13 protein-coding genes are annotated in these 13695 nt (G+C 72.7%); 1 reads left to right on the forward strand and 12 read right to left on the reverse strand.

Annotated elements, in window-relative coordinates; genetic code table 11:
- A complete protein-coding gene (locus tag AC4BDD_RS28185) occupies positions 1 to 699 on the forward strand; it encodes a phosphatase PAP2 family protein (protein WP_490688279.1) in 699 nt (232 codons plus the stop codon).
- Positions 700 to 717: 18 nt separating this feature from the next.
- Here AC4BDD_RS28185 and AC4BDD_RS28190 read toward each other — a convergent pair whose 3' ends face one another.
- The 12 genes from AC4BDD_RS28190 to AC4BDD_RS28245 are packed head-to-tail and all read right to left on the reverse strand — an operon-like array spanning position 718 to position 13694.
- A complete protein-coding gene (locus tag AC4BDD_RS28190) occupies positions 718 to 2043 on the reverse strand; it encodes a glutamate-1-semialdehyde 2,1-aminomutase (RefSeq protein WP_490688280.1) in 1326 nt (441 codons plus the stop codon).
- 7 nt (positions 2044 to 2050) lie between these two features.
- The gene (locus AC4BDD_RS28195; protein WP_490688281.1) at positions 2051 to 2602 is read right to left on the reverse strand and encodes a dTDP-4-dehydrorhamnose 3,5-epimerase family protein; all 552 of its coding nucleotides are present in this window, start codon (positions 2600 to 2602) and stop codon (positions 2051 to 2053) included.
- Positions 2599 to 3861 (reverse strand): polysaccharide pyruvyl transferase family protein, encoded by a 1263-nt coding sequence (locus AC4BDD_RS28200; RefSeq protein WP_490688282.1) that lies wholly within the window; start codon positions 3859 to 3861, stop codon positions 2599 to 2601. The genes AC4BDD_RS28195 and AC4BDD_RS28200 overlap by 4 nt, the downstream gene beginning before the upstream one ends.
- Positions 3858 to 4805, reverse strand: a complete 948-nt coding sequence (locus AC4BDD_RS28205) for a glycosyltransferase family 2 protein (protein WP_490688283.1) — start codon at positions 4803 to 4805, stop codon at positions 3858 to 3860. Before AC4BDD_RS28205 ends, AC4BDD_RS28200 begins: the two co-directional genes overlap by 4 nt.
- The gene (locus AC4BDD_RS28210) at positions 4802 to 6109 is read right to left on the reverse strand and encodes a hypothetical protein (protein ID WP_490688284.1); all 1308 of its coding nucleotides are present in this window, start codon (positions 6107 to 6109) and stop codon (positions 4802 to 4804) included. Before AC4BDD_RS28210 ends, AC4BDD_RS28205 begins: the two co-directional genes overlap by 4 nt.
- Positions 6106 to 7404, reverse strand: a complete 1299-nt coding sequence (locus AC4BDD_RS28215) for a DUF4910 domain-containing protein (protein WP_490688285.1) — start codon at positions 7402 to 7404, stop codon at positions 6106 to 6108. The genes AC4BDD_RS28210 and AC4BDD_RS28215 overlap by 4 nt, the downstream gene beginning before the upstream one ends.
- Positions 7401 to 8426: an NAD-dependent epimerase/dehydratase family protein gene (locus AC4BDD_RS28220; RefSeq protein WP_490688286.1), complete on the reverse strand. Its 1026-nt coding sequence runs from the start codon at positions 8424 to 8426 to the stop codon at positions 7401 to 7403. Before AC4BDD_RS28220 ends, AC4BDD_RS28215 begins: the two co-directional genes overlap by 4 nt.
- Before the next feature lie 3 nt (positions 8427 to 8429).
- Positions 8430 to 9095: a PIG-L deacetylase family protein gene (locus tag AC4BDD_RS28225; protein WP_490688287.1), complete on the reverse strand. Its 666-nt coding sequence runs from the start codon at positions 9093 to 9095 to the stop codon at positions 8430 to 8432.
- Positions 9092 to 9886: a glycosyltransferase family protein gene (locus tag AC4BDD_RS28230; protein WP_490688288.1), complete on the reverse strand. Its 795-nt coding sequence runs from the start codon at positions 9884 to 9886 to the stop codon at positions 9092 to 9094. Before AC4BDD_RS28230 ends, AC4BDD_RS28225 begins: the two co-directional genes overlap by 4 nt.
- Positions 9883 to 11166 carry a class I SAM-dependent methyltransferase gene (locus tag AC4BDD_RS28235; RefSeq protein ID WP_490688289.1) on the reverse strand — a complete coding sequence of 428 codons (1284 nt, stop codon included), beginning with the start codon at positions 11164 to 11166 and terminating at the stop codon, positions 9883 to 9885. Before AC4BDD_RS28235 ends, AC4BDD_RS28230 begins: the two co-directional genes overlap by 4 nt.
- Entirely contained in the window at positions 11167 to 12441 is a 1275-nt protein-coding gene (locus AC4BDD_RS28240; RefSeq protein ID WP_490691966.1) for a glycosyltransferase, read from the reverse strand.
- Between the two features lie 2 nt (positions 12442 to 12443).
- The gene (locus AC4BDD_RS28245; protein ID WP_490688290.1) at positions 12444 to 13694 is read right to left on the reverse strand and encodes an O-antigen ligase domain-containing protein; all 1251 of its coding nucleotides are present in this window, start codon (positions 13692 to 13694) and stop codon (positions 12444 to 12446) included.
- Between the last annotated feature and the right edge of the window lies 1 nt (position 13695).

The raw sequence follows: 13695 nt of genomic DNA on the forward strand, positions 1-13695 counted from the left end.
GTGACCGGCCGGCCGGCGCCCGCGGTGCTGCCCCGGGGCCTGCGCGCGTGGCTCGGGCTGATCGCGGCGCTCGCCGCGCTGGTGGTCGCCGTGCTCGGGGTCGTGTACGCCGGGCACGGCGAGCCCGGCGGGGTGGATGGATGGATCGTCGAGCCGACGGCGGACAGTGTGCGACCGCCGTGGCGGCGCGTCGCCCTGGCCATCGACTTCCTGGGGGAGCCCGCCGGAGCGGCGACGCTGGTCGTGGCCGCCGTGACGGGCTGCCTGCTCCTTCGGCGTCCTCGCGCGGCGGTGCTCCTCGTCGCCGGCGCCGGCATGGCCGTGGGGACGGCGACGCTCCTCAAGCACCTGGTGGGACGCACCATCCACGGCGACGCCAACCTGTCCTACCCGAGCGGGCACACCGCCTTCCTCACCGCGCTCGCGCTCGTGGTGGCGCTGCTCGTGACCGGCCGGCTCGGCCTCGGCAGGACGGCCGGCATGTCACTCGTGCTCGCCGCGGCCCTGGTTGCCGGCGCCGCCATGGGCTGGGCGCAGGTCGCCCTGGGCGCGCACTACCCGACCGATGTCCTCGGCGGCTGGTGCACCGCGCTGGCGGTGACACCCGCGGCCGCCTGGCTGGTCGACCGGCTGGCCGATCGGATGGCCGATCGGATGGCCGATCCGATGGCCGACGCCGGTCGGCAGGAGTGCCGCTGACGGCCCGTCGCGCGGGCGTCACGCCAAGCGGCGGAACACGGGCTTCACCGGTCGTCCGGCCAGCCAGGGGGTGGGGTCGGCGGCGTCCAGTGCCTTCCGGTACACCGCACACGCCTGGGCCACCACGTCGACGGTGTGGTCGATGTCGGCGTCGGTGAGCGCGCTGCTCACCACGAACGACGGGGCCAGCACCCCGCCCGCGAGGAGCCGCCGCAGGAACAGGGTGCGGTACTGCTGCGAGGGCTGCCGGTTCTCGTCGAGGGTGGCGAAGACCAGGTTGCTGGCCCGGCCCCGGACGACGACGTGGTCGCCGACGCCCATGACGGCCGCGGCGTCGCGGACCCCGGCGGCCAACCGCTCGCCGAGGGCGTGCAGCCGCGCGGTGACGCCCTCTTCGGCGTAGGTGGTCTGCACGGCCATCGCGGCGGCCAGGGAGTGCGTCTCCGCACCGTGCGTGGTGGACAGCAGGAACACCCGGTCGCCGGAGTGACGCAGGCCGCCCCGCTCCATCAGGTCGCGGCGCCCGGCCAGCGCGGAGACGGCGAACCCGTTGCCCAGCGCCTTGCCGAACGTGGAGAGGTCGGGGACGACGCCGTACAGGCCCTGGGCGCCCGCCTCGGACCAGCGGAAGCCGGTGATCATCTCGTCGAAGACCAGCACGCAGCCGTGCCGGTCGGCCAGTTCGCGGAGGCCCTCGAGGTAGCCGGGCGGAGGCTCGGTGTGGGTGGCGGGTTCGAGGATCAGGCAGGCGACCTCGTTGTGGTGGCGGGTGAGCAACTCCTCCGTGGCGGTCAGGTCTCCGTACGGGAACGTCACGGTGAGGTCGGACGTCGGCGCCGGAATGCCGGCGGACATCGGCGTGGTGGCGATGAACCAGTCGTCGGTGGAGAAGAACGGATGGTCGGCGCAGATGGCCACCCGCGGGCGCCCGGTGGCGGCGCGGGCGAGGCGCACCGCGGCGGTGGTGGCGTCGGAGCCGTTCTTCGCGAACTTCACCATCTCGGCGGTCGGCACCGTGGCCAGGAAGCGTTCCGCGGCCGCCACCTCCATGATGGACGGCCGGACGAAGTTGCTGCCGCGGTCGAGTTCCCGCCGCACCGCCTCGATCACCCGTGGGTGGGCGTGGCCCAGGCTGACCGACCGCAGGCCGGAGCCGTACTCGATGTAGCGGTTGCCGTCGATGTCCCACACGTGGGCGCCGTGGCCGTGGCTGATGACCGGGGCCAGGTTCTCGGGGTACTGGTCGTCGCCCTTGGCGTAGGTGTGCGCGCCCCCGGGGATCATGGCGTGCAGCCGCTCGTTGGCCGCCCGCGACCGGGGCAGGCGGAACTCTTCGGGTCCCAAACCGACTTCACCCTTCCTTGTGCCGCAGTATCTCGGCAAGGCTCGGCGCCTTCCGGTCCCGCTGGGACATCGAGGTGACCGGCAGCGGCCAGGGGATGGCGAGCTCCGGGTCGTCGAAGGCGATCGTCACGTCCTCGGCCGGATCGTGCGGGCGGTCGATCCGGTAGGAGGTGTCAGCGGTTTCGGTGAGCGCCTGGAAGCCGTGCGCGCACCCCGCCGGGATGTAGAGGGTCGCCTGCGTCTCGCCGGACAGCTCGAAGAAGGCCCGGCCCCGGTACGTCGGCGAGTCGGGCCGCAGGTCCACGACGACGTCGAAGATCCTCCCGTACGAGCACCGCACCAGCTTGGCCTCGCCGGCGCCGGAGCGCAGGTGCATGCCGCGCAGCACGCCCCGGACCGAGCGGGACAGGCTGTCCTGGACGAAGGCGTCCGGGTCGAGACCCACCGAGCGGGCCACGTCGGCGTCGAAGGTGCGGCAGAAGAAGCCGCGCTCGTCGGCGTACGGCGTCGGCTCGAACAGGTACGCCCCGGCGATCTCCGGGACTTCGGTCGCTTTCATGGGGCCTTCCGTAGGGCGTGGGTGTGGGCGTGGTCTGTCGTCGGGAACAGGGCCGCGGTCAAGGCGGTGAACTGGTGCTCCAGTTGCCGGGCGGCGGCCTGGTTCCGCTCGGTGAGGGTCTGCCGCAGCTCGGCCGAGTGCTTCTCCAGCGCCCGGAACTGCTCGAGCAGCCGGTCGGCGTCGACCTCGCGCGCCGGGTGGCAGTAGGCGCCAAGGCCCATCCGGTCCATGAGCGCGTCGCTCTTCGCCGCATAGCTGAGGGCGAGCACCGGTGTGCCGGTCTTCAGCGCGCAGATCAGGTTGTGGTAGCGGACCGCGACCACGGTCTCGGCGGCCGCCATCTCCTTCATCAGATCGGCCAGTGAGGCCGGCTCGGCGGCGGTGACCAGCGGCGAGTCCACCGCGTCGAGGATCGCGGCGACCACCGACGCGTCGCACTGGTCGCCGGTGAGCAGCCGGACCGGCCTGCCCTCCTCGACCAGCGCGCGGACGAACCGGATCGTCCCGTCGAGGTAGCGCCGGTGTATCTCCTCGGCCCGGGCGCGGTCGTCGTCGCCGCCGTGGAAGTCCATGACACCGACGCAGACTCGGCCCGGCGCGCCCGGAGGCGCTTCCCCAAGCTCTCCGACAAGCTCCGAGCAGGGGATACCCCAATCCGGCGCCGGCAGGGAGAACGCGAGGTCCGGGTAGACCTCGTCGCGCGCGGTGTCCACGCCCATCGCCCGCATCGCGTCGCGCGACTGGGCGTCCCGGTACGACCGGTACGCGGCCAGCCGCGCCGACCAGCGCACCAGGGCCCGGGTCGGCCGGTTGCCGATCTCGGCGGCACCGACGCTCACCAGCGCGACCTTGGTGCCGAGCACCCGGCCGCTCGCGCAGAGCAGGAACAGCGAGTACGGGAAGCCCCACGGCCGCAGTGGTAGTGTGGCCTCCAGGACGCCCATGCCCGGCACGATCACCACGTCGTGCCGGCGCACCCAGGCGGCGGTGCGGAAGACGTCGACGAGCTTGCCCAGGCCCTTCCCCGCGATCGCGCCCGCACGCGACGCGGTCCGGTACTCCCCGCGGTACCAGTGCAGCCGCGTCGCGGGGATGCCGAACCGGGCCGTGACGGCCTCGGGTCCGCCGCACAGCGCGTCCACGACCGCCTCCGGGTGCTCGGCGCTCAGGTAGCCGAGCACGGCCTCGAGCGACCCGTCGTTGCCGAGGTTGCCGGAGCCGAGCAGCCCGAACACCCCCACCCGTGTCGCGCGCTTCACGCCCGCCTCCCCTCACGGCCGGCGACGAGGGCGTCGACGGAGATCGTGAGCCCGCCCGGGTCGACCGGGGCGCGGTCCTCGACCCGCTCGCCGGCGCCCGGCCGGACCCGGCTGGTCATCCACGCGGCCAGGTGGCGGTAGCAGGCGCGCCGGTCGGCCGCGGAGAGCGGCGCCCGCCGGATCGCCGAGGCGAAACCCCAGACGTACTCGGCGAGCAGCCGGGGCGTCGGGTGCAGCGGCCCGGCCCGGCGCGGGTCCAGGTTGACGCACCGGGCGCGCTTGGAGGGGTTCGCCCGCTCGGCGCGGGTGGGGTGGTCGCGGCGGAAGTACAGCAGCTCCGGCACCTGGTGGAAGCGCCCGTGCAGGGCGATCTCGGCGACGAACGTGCGGTCCGCGTGGTGGTAGCTGTCCATCGGCTTGACCCGGCGCAGCGCGTCGGCCCGGATCACCCCGTAGAAGTCGTCACCGCCGGGCTCGAACAGCATGCTGCGGAAGCGCTCCGGCGGGTGCGGTGAGTCGGTGGCGAGCGTGTACTCGTAGGGGACCTTCACCTGGCCGTCGCCGTCGATGACGGCCTGGTCGGCGTGGGCGAGGATCACGTCCGGCCGCTCGTCCAGCGCCTCCACGCAAGCCCGCAGCAGGTCCCGGCCGTAGAGGTCGTCGTGCGAGGCCCACTTGAACAGCTCGCCGCGGCACTCGGCGAACACCCGGTTGTGGTTGGGTGTGGCGCCGATGTTCCGGCGCAGCCGGAGGTACCGGACGCGCGAGTCCCGCGCGGCGTACTCGCGGCAGATGCCCTCGGTCCCGTCGGTCGAGGCGTTGTCGGAGATGACCAGTTCGAAGTCCTCGTAGGTCTGGCCGAGCAGGGCGTCGAGCGACTCGGCCAGGTACTCCTCGCCGTTGTACACGGGCAGGCCGATGCTCAGCCTGGGTCGGTCGGTCATGAGGTCCTCACTTCGGGAACGGAGTCGTGGTGGTGCTCGCGCAGGGCGGACCGCAGTTGCAGCCACCACACAGCCGAGCCGCTGACGGTCGCGGCGGCGACGCCCCAGGCCGAGCCGACCGTGCCGGCCGCGGCGGCTCCGCCGAGCCCGCCACCGACGTAACAGCAGGAGGCGAACAGCTGGCAGCGCAGGCTGTGCCGGGCCGCGCCGAGCGCACGCAGCCCGGCCGCCGCGCCGGTGCCGAGGCCCGCGCCCGCGACGCCGAGGGTGATCGGCAGGATGAGCTGCGAGGCGGAGTGCCAGACGCCGCCCAGGACGAGCTCGCCGAGCCGGTCCGGCATCAGCAGTAGCGGCCCGCCCCAGATCAGCGCTGCGGCGGCCTGCCCGCCGCCCAGTCGGAGGCAGAACGGGCCGAGGCGGTGCGGGGCCTGCCGCAGCACCCGTGCCGCCTCCGGGACGGTGACCAGCGACAGACCCATCAGCACGGCGAGGAACGGGCCCATCAGGAGCTCGGCGCCCCGCACCGCACCCACCGCGCCGACCCCGGCGATCGCGCCGAGCCCGTACGCCCGCAGCTGGCTGGCGCCGCTGAGGCTGACGTTCTCGACCAGGTACCGGTAGCCGAGGTCGCGCTGCTCGCGAAGCCACCCGCGCGCCTCGGCCATCCGGGGCCGGATGCCGGACTGGACGTAGCCGTACCCCGCCGCCACCGTGGCGGACGCGCCCCAGGCGAGCAGATACGCGGCCACGGTGCCCACGCGGGCCGCGACGACCATGGCGGGGACGAGCGCGACGCCCCACACGAGGTCGTTGAGACACGCCTTCCGCCCGGCGCCCGCGGCGAAGAACGAGAACCGCCAGGCGTCCTGGAGCAGCAGCCCCGGCAGCATGACCCCGAGGCAGACGAACGCGGGCCCCACCCGGCCGCCGAGGCCCAGCCCGGCCAGCACGGACACCACGCCGAGGGCGGTACCGACGCCGAGCGCGGTACCCGACGACCGGGCCACCGCCCCGCGCCAGGAGGTGTCCGACACGCCGCTGAAGCGCACCACGAGCGGGTCGGTGGAAAGGCCGCGGGAGACGTTGAGCACCACGCCGTAGGTCACCCAGGCCAGGCTGAACACCCCGAACGCGGACACCCCCAGCGAGCGGGCCACGTAGATGCCCACCGCGAAGTTGGACATGCTGGAGACCGCCTGGTCGGCCAGTCCCCAGGACAGCCGGCCGGCGAGGGTCCGCTTGGCGGATCCGGCCGGTGGCGCTGTTGTCCGCGGATTCTCCCCCTCGGTGGTCATCGGCGTCATGCCTTGATCAACCCGGCGCCGAGCAGGGCGCCGGCCGCGGCGGCGACGGTGGCGAACGGCAGCCCGGACCGCTCGGCGACCTCCAGCAGACTGTGCTCGCCGTCGGAGAGATTGAGCACCCAGAGCATGGCCATCTGGGCCTGCTTGGTGTCGCTGCGGCCGCCGAGCGCGTCGTACAACCCGCGCCGGCCCAGCTGCGGTTCGCCGTAGGGGCTGAGGTTGACGTACCGCCGGTTGCGGTCGAGGACGGCGAACGCCTCCCGGCAGACCGCGAGGGTGTCGGCCATCGCCTCCGGGGAGACGAAGTGCAGGTTGTCCGCCGAGGTGTGGTACTCGGGGTAGCCCGCGTACGGGGTCCGGGTGAGCGAGCCCACGCCCAGATCGAACCCGGGCGAGCAGAACTGCCGCTCGTCATAGCCGTACGGAGTGAACTCGGCGACGCGGTGCGGGCGTTCGGACGCGGCCAGCACGTGCTCCATCACCCGGTCGATCTCCGCGTCACCGCGCCTGCTCTGCTTGTACGTAAGTTGACCCCGGTCCCCGGCGCAGGCCAGCACCAGCCCGTGCTTGACCCGGTTCACCCGCTCCGCGTTGCGGGCCAGCCAGGTGATCGCCCCGATGGTGCCGGGCGCGAACAAGAACCGGTAGGTGTAGTAGGGCGTCTCCCGCGCCAGCGCCCGGGCCAGGAACGTCGCCACCGCGATGCCGGCCAGGTTGTCGTTGGCCAGCGACGGGTGGCAGACGTGGCAGGAGACGATCACCTCGTCGGGGACCTGCCCGGGGACCACGTGCTCGGCGTAGGTGAGGTGGCCGTCGGCGAGTGTGGAGTCGACGCGCACCTCGTACTCGCCGTCCGGCATCGCGTCCAGGGTCTCCTGGGCCAGGCAGAACCCCCACTCCGGCTTGTAGTAGCTGGTGCGGTACGGCACCCAGGACGGGTGGTCCGGCAGGGTGTGCAGGTGCGCGCGCAGCTCGGCCAGCGGCATGGTCGCCGACACCGGCACGCTGTAGCCGAGCACGTGCAGGCTGGACGCGGCGAAGTCGACGACCCGGTGGCCGTCGGCGTCGGCGATGTACGCGTCCCGGATGTTCCACTCCTGCGGCACCGTCCAGTCGAGCACCTGGGTCCCGGTCGGCACCTCGTGCACCCGCAGCGGGATGTACTCCCCGACGATGTCCAAGGTGGCGCGCACCCCGTCGCCGGTGATGCTGCGGCACAGCGGGTACAGCCGCTCCACCAGCGCGTACATCTCGTCGCCGGTCGAGGTCACCGGCTGTTCGCCGGCCGCGGTCATCCGCGCCACCGCAGGGTGTCGTCGACTGCGCCGGCCTCGGACGCGGCGCGCAGCACGGCGAGCCGGGTGAAGCGCCGCTCGAAGTCCTCCCGGGTCAGCCCGTGTTTCCGGTAGGCGTCGGCGAGGTCGAGGGCGCCCTGCTTCACCGTCCACTCGCACTCGAAGCCGGGGATCGCGGCGCGGAACCGGGAGAAGTCCACGCGGTACGACCGCGGATCGGCACCGGTCTCCCCGGTGATCACCACCTTCGCCCCGGACACCGCCTCGGCTACCTGCTCGGCGATCTCGGCGACCGTCACGTTGTTGATCTCGCTGCCGATGTTGAACGCCCGGTCGTGCACCGCTTCGCGCGGCGCGGTCAGCGCGGCGGTGAAGGCCCGGGCGATGTCGGCGGCGTGCACCAGCGGGCGCCAGGGGGTGCCGTCGGAGAGCACCAGGACCTCGCCGGAGAGGAGCGCGTGGCCCACCAGGTTGTTCAGCACGATGTCGGCGCGCAGCCGGGGTGAGTAGCCGAAGGCGGTGGCGTTGCGCATGTACACCGGGGTGAAGTCGGCGTCCGCCAGCTCGTGCAGGTCGTCCTCGACCCGCACCTTGGACTCCGCGTACGGCGTCACCGGGCGCAGCGGGGCGTCCTCGCCGACCAGGTCCTCGCCGCCGGCGGCGCCGTAGACCGAGCAGGTCGACGCGTACAGGAAGCGCCGCACGCCGGCGTCGCGGGCCAGCCGGGCCAGCGTTACGGACGCGTGGTGGTTGATGTCGTAGGTGAGTTCCGGCGCCAGCGATCCCAGCGGGTCGTTGGAGAGCGCGGCCAGGTGGATCACGGCGTCCACCCCCGCCACGTGCTCGGCCGTGACGTCGCGCAGGTCCACCCGGTGCCCCTTCGGGTCCGCGGGTGCCGGGCCGAGGACGCAGTCGGCGAACAGGCCGGAGTCAAGGCCGACGACTTCGTGTCCGGCGGCGGCGAGGACCGGGGCCATCACGGTGCCCAGGTAGCCCTGGTGTCCGGTCAGTAGTACGCGCAAGGTTCAGTCCCCCACAGTGAAAGTGCCCAGGTCGAGCGTGAGTTTGGTGACGGCGAACGCCTCGGCGTAGCGCTCGTGGCATTCGATGCCGCGGATCCGGGCCAGGCCGAGGAAGGCCTCCCGGTCGTACCAGGGCCGGTGGAGCTGCGAGGGGTAGTGCTCCTGCAGCAGCCGTACCTTCTCTTCGGCGATCTCCGGCGACAGCGGCTGGTACGCGGCCATCCGGCCGAGGTCGCCGTCCCACTTGACGATCTCGTAGCCGAGGACCAGGTGGTCGCGGAAGGCGGTGGGTATCAGCTGCGCCAGGCCGCGGTGGTCCTGGTGCGCGTCGTCGGTGCGCGGGGCCAGGATCAGATCCGGGTCGGTCCGCTCGCGCAGCTCCTCGACCGCGGCCTTCGCCTCGTCCCAGTGCACGGGTATCCGGCCGTCCGGCAGCTTGTGCACGGTCAGCCGCAGGTCGGCGCCCGGGCAGAAGGCGGCGAGCGCGGCCCGCTCCTCCTGCTCCCGCTCGGTGCCGCCGCCGGAGAGCACCAGCGCGTCGACGCGGATACCCGGCCGCGTATGGCAGAGCGTCAGCAGCGTGCCGCCGGCGCCGATGGCGATGTCGTCGCAGTGCGCGCCCACCGCGACGATCCGGTCCGGGCGCCGCCCGGCCCCGAGCCGGATCACGCGCTCACCGCCGCGCTGTCCCGCTCCCACACGGCCCACGGGCGGTCGCCCCGGGCGTAGGCCTCGTCGAGCGCGGCCCGCTCCTTCACGGTGTCGGTCGGCTTCCAGAAGCCGCGGTGCTGGTGCGCCACCAGGCGGCCCCGCTTGGCCAGTTGGGCGCATCCGTCGGCGACCAGGTCCCCGTTCTCCGGTATGTGGTCGAAGACCTCCTGGCGGAGCACGAAGTAGCCGCCGTTCTCCCACAGCGGCAGTTCGCTCACCGCGGTGATGCCCCCCACCAGGCCGTCCTCGCCCAGGTCCACGCAGTGGAACGAGGACTGGGGCGGCACCACCATCATCGACGCACCGGCGTCGCGCCGGGCGAAGTTCTCGATCATCTCCGGCAGCGGGGCGTCGGTGAGCACGTCGGCATAGTTGGCGAGGAACATCTCGTCGCCGTCCAGGTGGTGCCGCACCCGGCGCAGCCGCTCGCCGATCGGTGACTCGATGCCGGTCTGCGCGAAGGTGATCGTCCACTCCGCGATGTCGGTGGACAGCAGCTCGGTCCGCCCGCCTCGCAGCACGAAGTCGTTGGAGGTGGTCTCCTCGTAGTTGAGGAAGAAGTCCTTGATGTGGTGGGCGCCGTAGCCGAGGCAGAGGATGAACTCCTTGTGCCCGAAGTGCGCGTAGTAGCGCATGACGTGCCAGATCAGCGGCCGCGGGCCGACCATCGCCATCGGCTTGGGCACGTCGTCGGCGGCACCGCTGCGCATCCGCATCCCGTAACCGCCGCAGAACAGCACGACCTTCATCGATTGACCTCGACAATGCTCAGTTCCGGGATGGGGAAGACCAGCCGGCCGCCCCACTCGTGCACGAAGGACAGCTGCTCGGTCAGCTCGGCCCGCAGGTTCCACGGGAGGACGAGGACGTAGTCCGGTTTGTCGGCGGCTATCCGCTCGGGCGGCAGGATCGGGATGCGGGTCCCCGGGGTGAACCTGCCGTGCTTGTAGGGGTTGCGGTCGACCGTGTACGCGAGCAGGTCGGGCCGGATGCCGCAGTGGTTGAGCAGGGTGTTGCCCTTGCCCGGGGCGCCGTAGCCGACGACCGTCCTGCCCTGCTCGGCCGCCTCGATGAGGAACTTGAGGAGGTCCCGGCGCACCTTGGCCACCCGGGCGGAGAACTCCGCGTACCCGGACAGCTCCTGCAGCCCGGCGGCCTTCTCCCGGGCCAGCACGTCCGCCACCCTTTCCCAAGCTCTCGGCTCCGCTCGAGCAGGGGATACCCCATCCGTCGGCTCACCGGCCACCTCGGCCGGCCGGGCCCACAGCCGGATGGAGCCGCCGTGCGTGGGCAGCAGCTCGACGTCCACGAGCGTCAGTCCGCCGCTCGCCAGCGCCCGGATCGCGGAGGCGACCGTGTAGTACTGGAAGTGCTCGTGGTAGATCGTGTCGTACTGGTTCTCCTCGATCAGGGTCAGCAGGTGCTGCACCTCGATGGAGACCCAGCCGTCGTCGGCGACCAGGGCGCGCAGCCCCTGGGTGAACCCGACCACGTCGGGGATGTGCGCGTACACGTTGTTGGCCACGACGAGATCCGCCGGACCGTGCTCTTCGCGGACGGCCGAGCCGGTCTCCGGGCTCAGGAACTCCGTGAGCGTGGGCACCCCCGCCTCCCGCGCCGCGGCGCCGACGTTCACCGACGGCTCGATGCCCAGGCAGCGGATTCCCCGGTCCACCACGTGCCTCAGCAGGTACCCGTCGTTGCTCGCCACCTCGACCACGAAGGCGTCGGAGCCTTCAGCGTCGAGTCCGACCCGCTGTACGGCGTCGGCGACGAACGTGCGCGCGTGCTCCACCCAGGAGGTCGAGTAGGAGGAGAAGTACGCGTACTCGCTGAACGTCTCCTCCGGCGTGATCAGCGGCGGGATCTGCGCCAGCCAGCAGTCGGTGCAGACCCGCAGGTGCAGCGGGTACGCCGGCTCCGGCCGGTCCAGTTGGTCCGCGGCGAGAAAGCTCTCACATGGTGGCGTCGCCCCGAGGTCGACGACGCTCGCCATCGCTTCCGAGCCGCAGAGTCGGCATCGTGTCATCTACTGTCTCCATCCCCCCTGCTCGCGCGGGCGTCCCGTCGCGAGCCGGTGCTTTTCGTTTCCTGTCGGCGGCGGGCTGTCCCCGCCGCCTGACCGCACCGCGATCGCGGTGCGGTACCCCTCCACCAGGCGCTCCAGCCCGACGGCCGGGCTGAAGCCCTGCTCGTAACGGCGCCGGGCCGCCTGGCCCATCTCCCGGTTGCGGGCCGGCTCGGCCGCGATCCGGCGTATGCGGGACGCGAGCGAGGTGGACTCGCCCGGCCGGTGCAGCAGCCCGGTCACGCCGTCCTCGACGAGTTCGACGAAGGCGCCGTGACCGGCGGCGACGGCCGGGACCCCGGCCGCCATCGCCTCCACGACCACCAGGCCGAACGCCTCCAGCCACGTGGAGGGAGCCACCACGGCGACCGCTCGCGCGACGGCCTTCCGGCTCTCCGCCGCGTCCAACAGGCCGACGCAGCGCACGTCGTCCCGGCCCGCCGCCCAGGCGGTCACCTCGCGCTCCAGCGGCCCCGCGCCGGCGACCACGAGCGGCACGCCCACACCACCGCCCGCCGCGATCTCGTCCCACGCGGCCATGAGCAGCCGCACGCCCTTGGCCGCCGCGAGCCGGCCCAGATAGAGCAGATGCTCGCCCTCGCCCACCCGGCGGTCGTCCGGATCGGGCACGAAGTTGTGCTTCACCGCCAGCCGCTCGGCCGGCATGCCGGACCGCACCAGGACCTCGCGCTGCGCCGCGGAGATGCAGAAGAACCGCTCCACGCCGGACCACCACCGCCGCCGGTTGACCGACAGGCTGACCGCGAGCGGCACCGTCGCCAGCCGGGAGTCGCGGTAGCAGCCGTGCCGGACGGCGGGCAGCGGCGCGGCCCCGACGCACTCGGTGCACGGCCGTCCGTCCCGCTGCAGCGTGCCGGGCGGGCAGACCTGGGTGTAGTTGTGCAGCGTGGCGACGACGGGCACACCGGCGTCGGCGCAGGCGGCCAGCACCGCCGGCGACAGCAGCGGGAAGACGTTGTGGACGTGCACAACGTCCGGCCGCTCGCTGCGCAGCCGGGCGGCGAGCTCAGCGCGGACCGCCGGGTTCCACGGCACCAGCAGCGGTACCGCGGCCTTGCCCAGCAGGGACCGGGCGGCGATGTCGTCGCTGCGCCGCTCGAACACCTCGACCCGGTGGCCGGCCCCGCGCAGCAGCGCCACCTCCTGGTCGACGACCTTGTTCTCCCCGCTCGGCTGCGCCGAGGCGTAGCGGTTGTGCACCACGAGGACGTGCATGCTCAAGGAACCTCCGATCTGCGGGCCCATCGCGGGACGCGTTGCCGTGGGACTTCGGGCGTCGAGGGGGGAGTGGCCGCGGCAGGTGCCGCCAGCAGCGAGGCGGCCACGGCCAGGTGCAGCAGATACGGCGAGGCGTCCCCCAGCCCGGCCTCGGTGTACGACGCGATCGCGCAGTAGCTGATCAGGAAGATCGCGCAGGCCCGCTGCAACGACGGTGGCCGCAGCAGCGCGACGCCGCCCAGCACGATGATGATCGCCGCCACGAGGGCGACGCCGGTCAGACCCTGCTCGTGGTAGACGGCCAGCCAGCTGTTGTCGATCGGCAGCCCGCCGAACGACTTGTCGCCCAGGCCCACGCCGAACAACTTCTCCGAGGTCGACCGGGGCGCGGCCAGCAGGGCGTCCCAGACCTTGGCCCGACCGGTGAGGTTGGAGAAGTTCTCCTGGCTCTGTCCGCGCAGGAACCACGCCCGCAGCGCGGAGGCGAAACCCACCGCGGCCACCACGGCGCACAGCACCGCCCAGGTGAAGAACCGGCGGGCGGCGGCGCTGGTCAGGATGAGGGAGCCGATCGCCAACGCCAGACCGATGATCATGCCGAGCGTGGCCGTGCGGGTATGGGTCAGGGCGAGCAGGACGAGCGACGGCACGATGACCACCACCGCACTGGCCCGGTCGATCCGGCGGCCCAGCACGAGCAGCACGGTGAGCCCGGTGATCACCGCCGCGTACTGTCCGATCTGCGGCGGGGTGAGCGGCCACACCGCGCCGACCAGCCGCCCGCCGTAGAGCTCGGGCAGGGCCGCGCCCGGTGAGATGACCAGGCCGGCGGCGACCGTCCCGAGCACCGCGAAGTACATCCGGATGTGGTGCCGGACGAACGACAGGCCGCCGTCCCACCAGCGGCTGAGCAGCCACAGCGTGCCGACGAAGAGAGCCAGTCGGGTGCAGCGGAACAGCGCGCCGAACCCGGACTCCAGGTTCGCGCTGGAGATCACGCTCGGTACCAGCAGCAGGGTGAGCAGGAACACGTAGGCGCTGGCCCGGACGCGCAGCCGGAGATTGAGTATGAGCGCCAGCGCGAACGCGGTGACCAGCGCGCCCATGGTGACCATCTGGATGAGGGACCGGGGGAGCGGGACGATGGTCTTCGCCCCGGCGGAGCCGAGCGTGTTGAGGACCAGCAGCCCCCAGACTGTCCCGACGATCTTCGGCGTGTGGTCGGTGTGGTCGGTGTGGTCCGGGCTCATC

Source organism: Streptomyces sp. JLBT605, from assembly GCF_058215555.1.

Coding starts and splice junctions, on each gene's coding strand:
- AC4BDD_RS28195 (WP_490688281.1), bottom strand. CDS start 2,602: ATGAAAGCGACCGAAGTCCCGGAGATCGCCGGGGCGTACCTGTTCGAG.
- AC4BDD_RS28205 (WP_490688283.1), bottom strand. CDS start 4,805: ATGACCGACCGACCCAGGCTGAGCATCGGCCTGCCCGTGTACAACGGC.
- AC4BDD_RS28210 (WP_490688284.1), bottom strand. CDS start 6,109: ATGACGCCGATGACCACCGAGGGGGAGAATCCGCGGACAACAGCGCCA.
- AC4BDD_RS28215 (WP_490688285.1), bottom strand. CDS start 7,404: ATGACCGCGGCCGGCGAACAGCCGGTGACCTCGACCGGCGACGAGATG.
- AC4BDD_RS28230 (WP_490688288.1), bottom strand. CDS start 9,886: ATGAAGGTCGTGCTGTTCTGCGGCGGTTACGGGATGCGGATGCGCAGC.
- AC4BDD_RS28235 (WP_490688289.1), bottom strand. CDS start 11,166: ATGACACGATGCCGACTCTGCGGCTCGGAAGCGATGGCGAGCGTCGTC.
- AC4BDD_RS28240 (WP_490691966.1), bottom strand. CDS start 12,441: ATGCACGTCCTCGTGGTGCACAACCGCTACGCCTCGGCGCAGCCGAGC.
- AC4BDD_RS28245 (WP_490688290.1), bottom strand. CDS start 13,694: ATGAGCCCGGACCACACCGACCACACCGACCACACGCCGAAGATCGTC.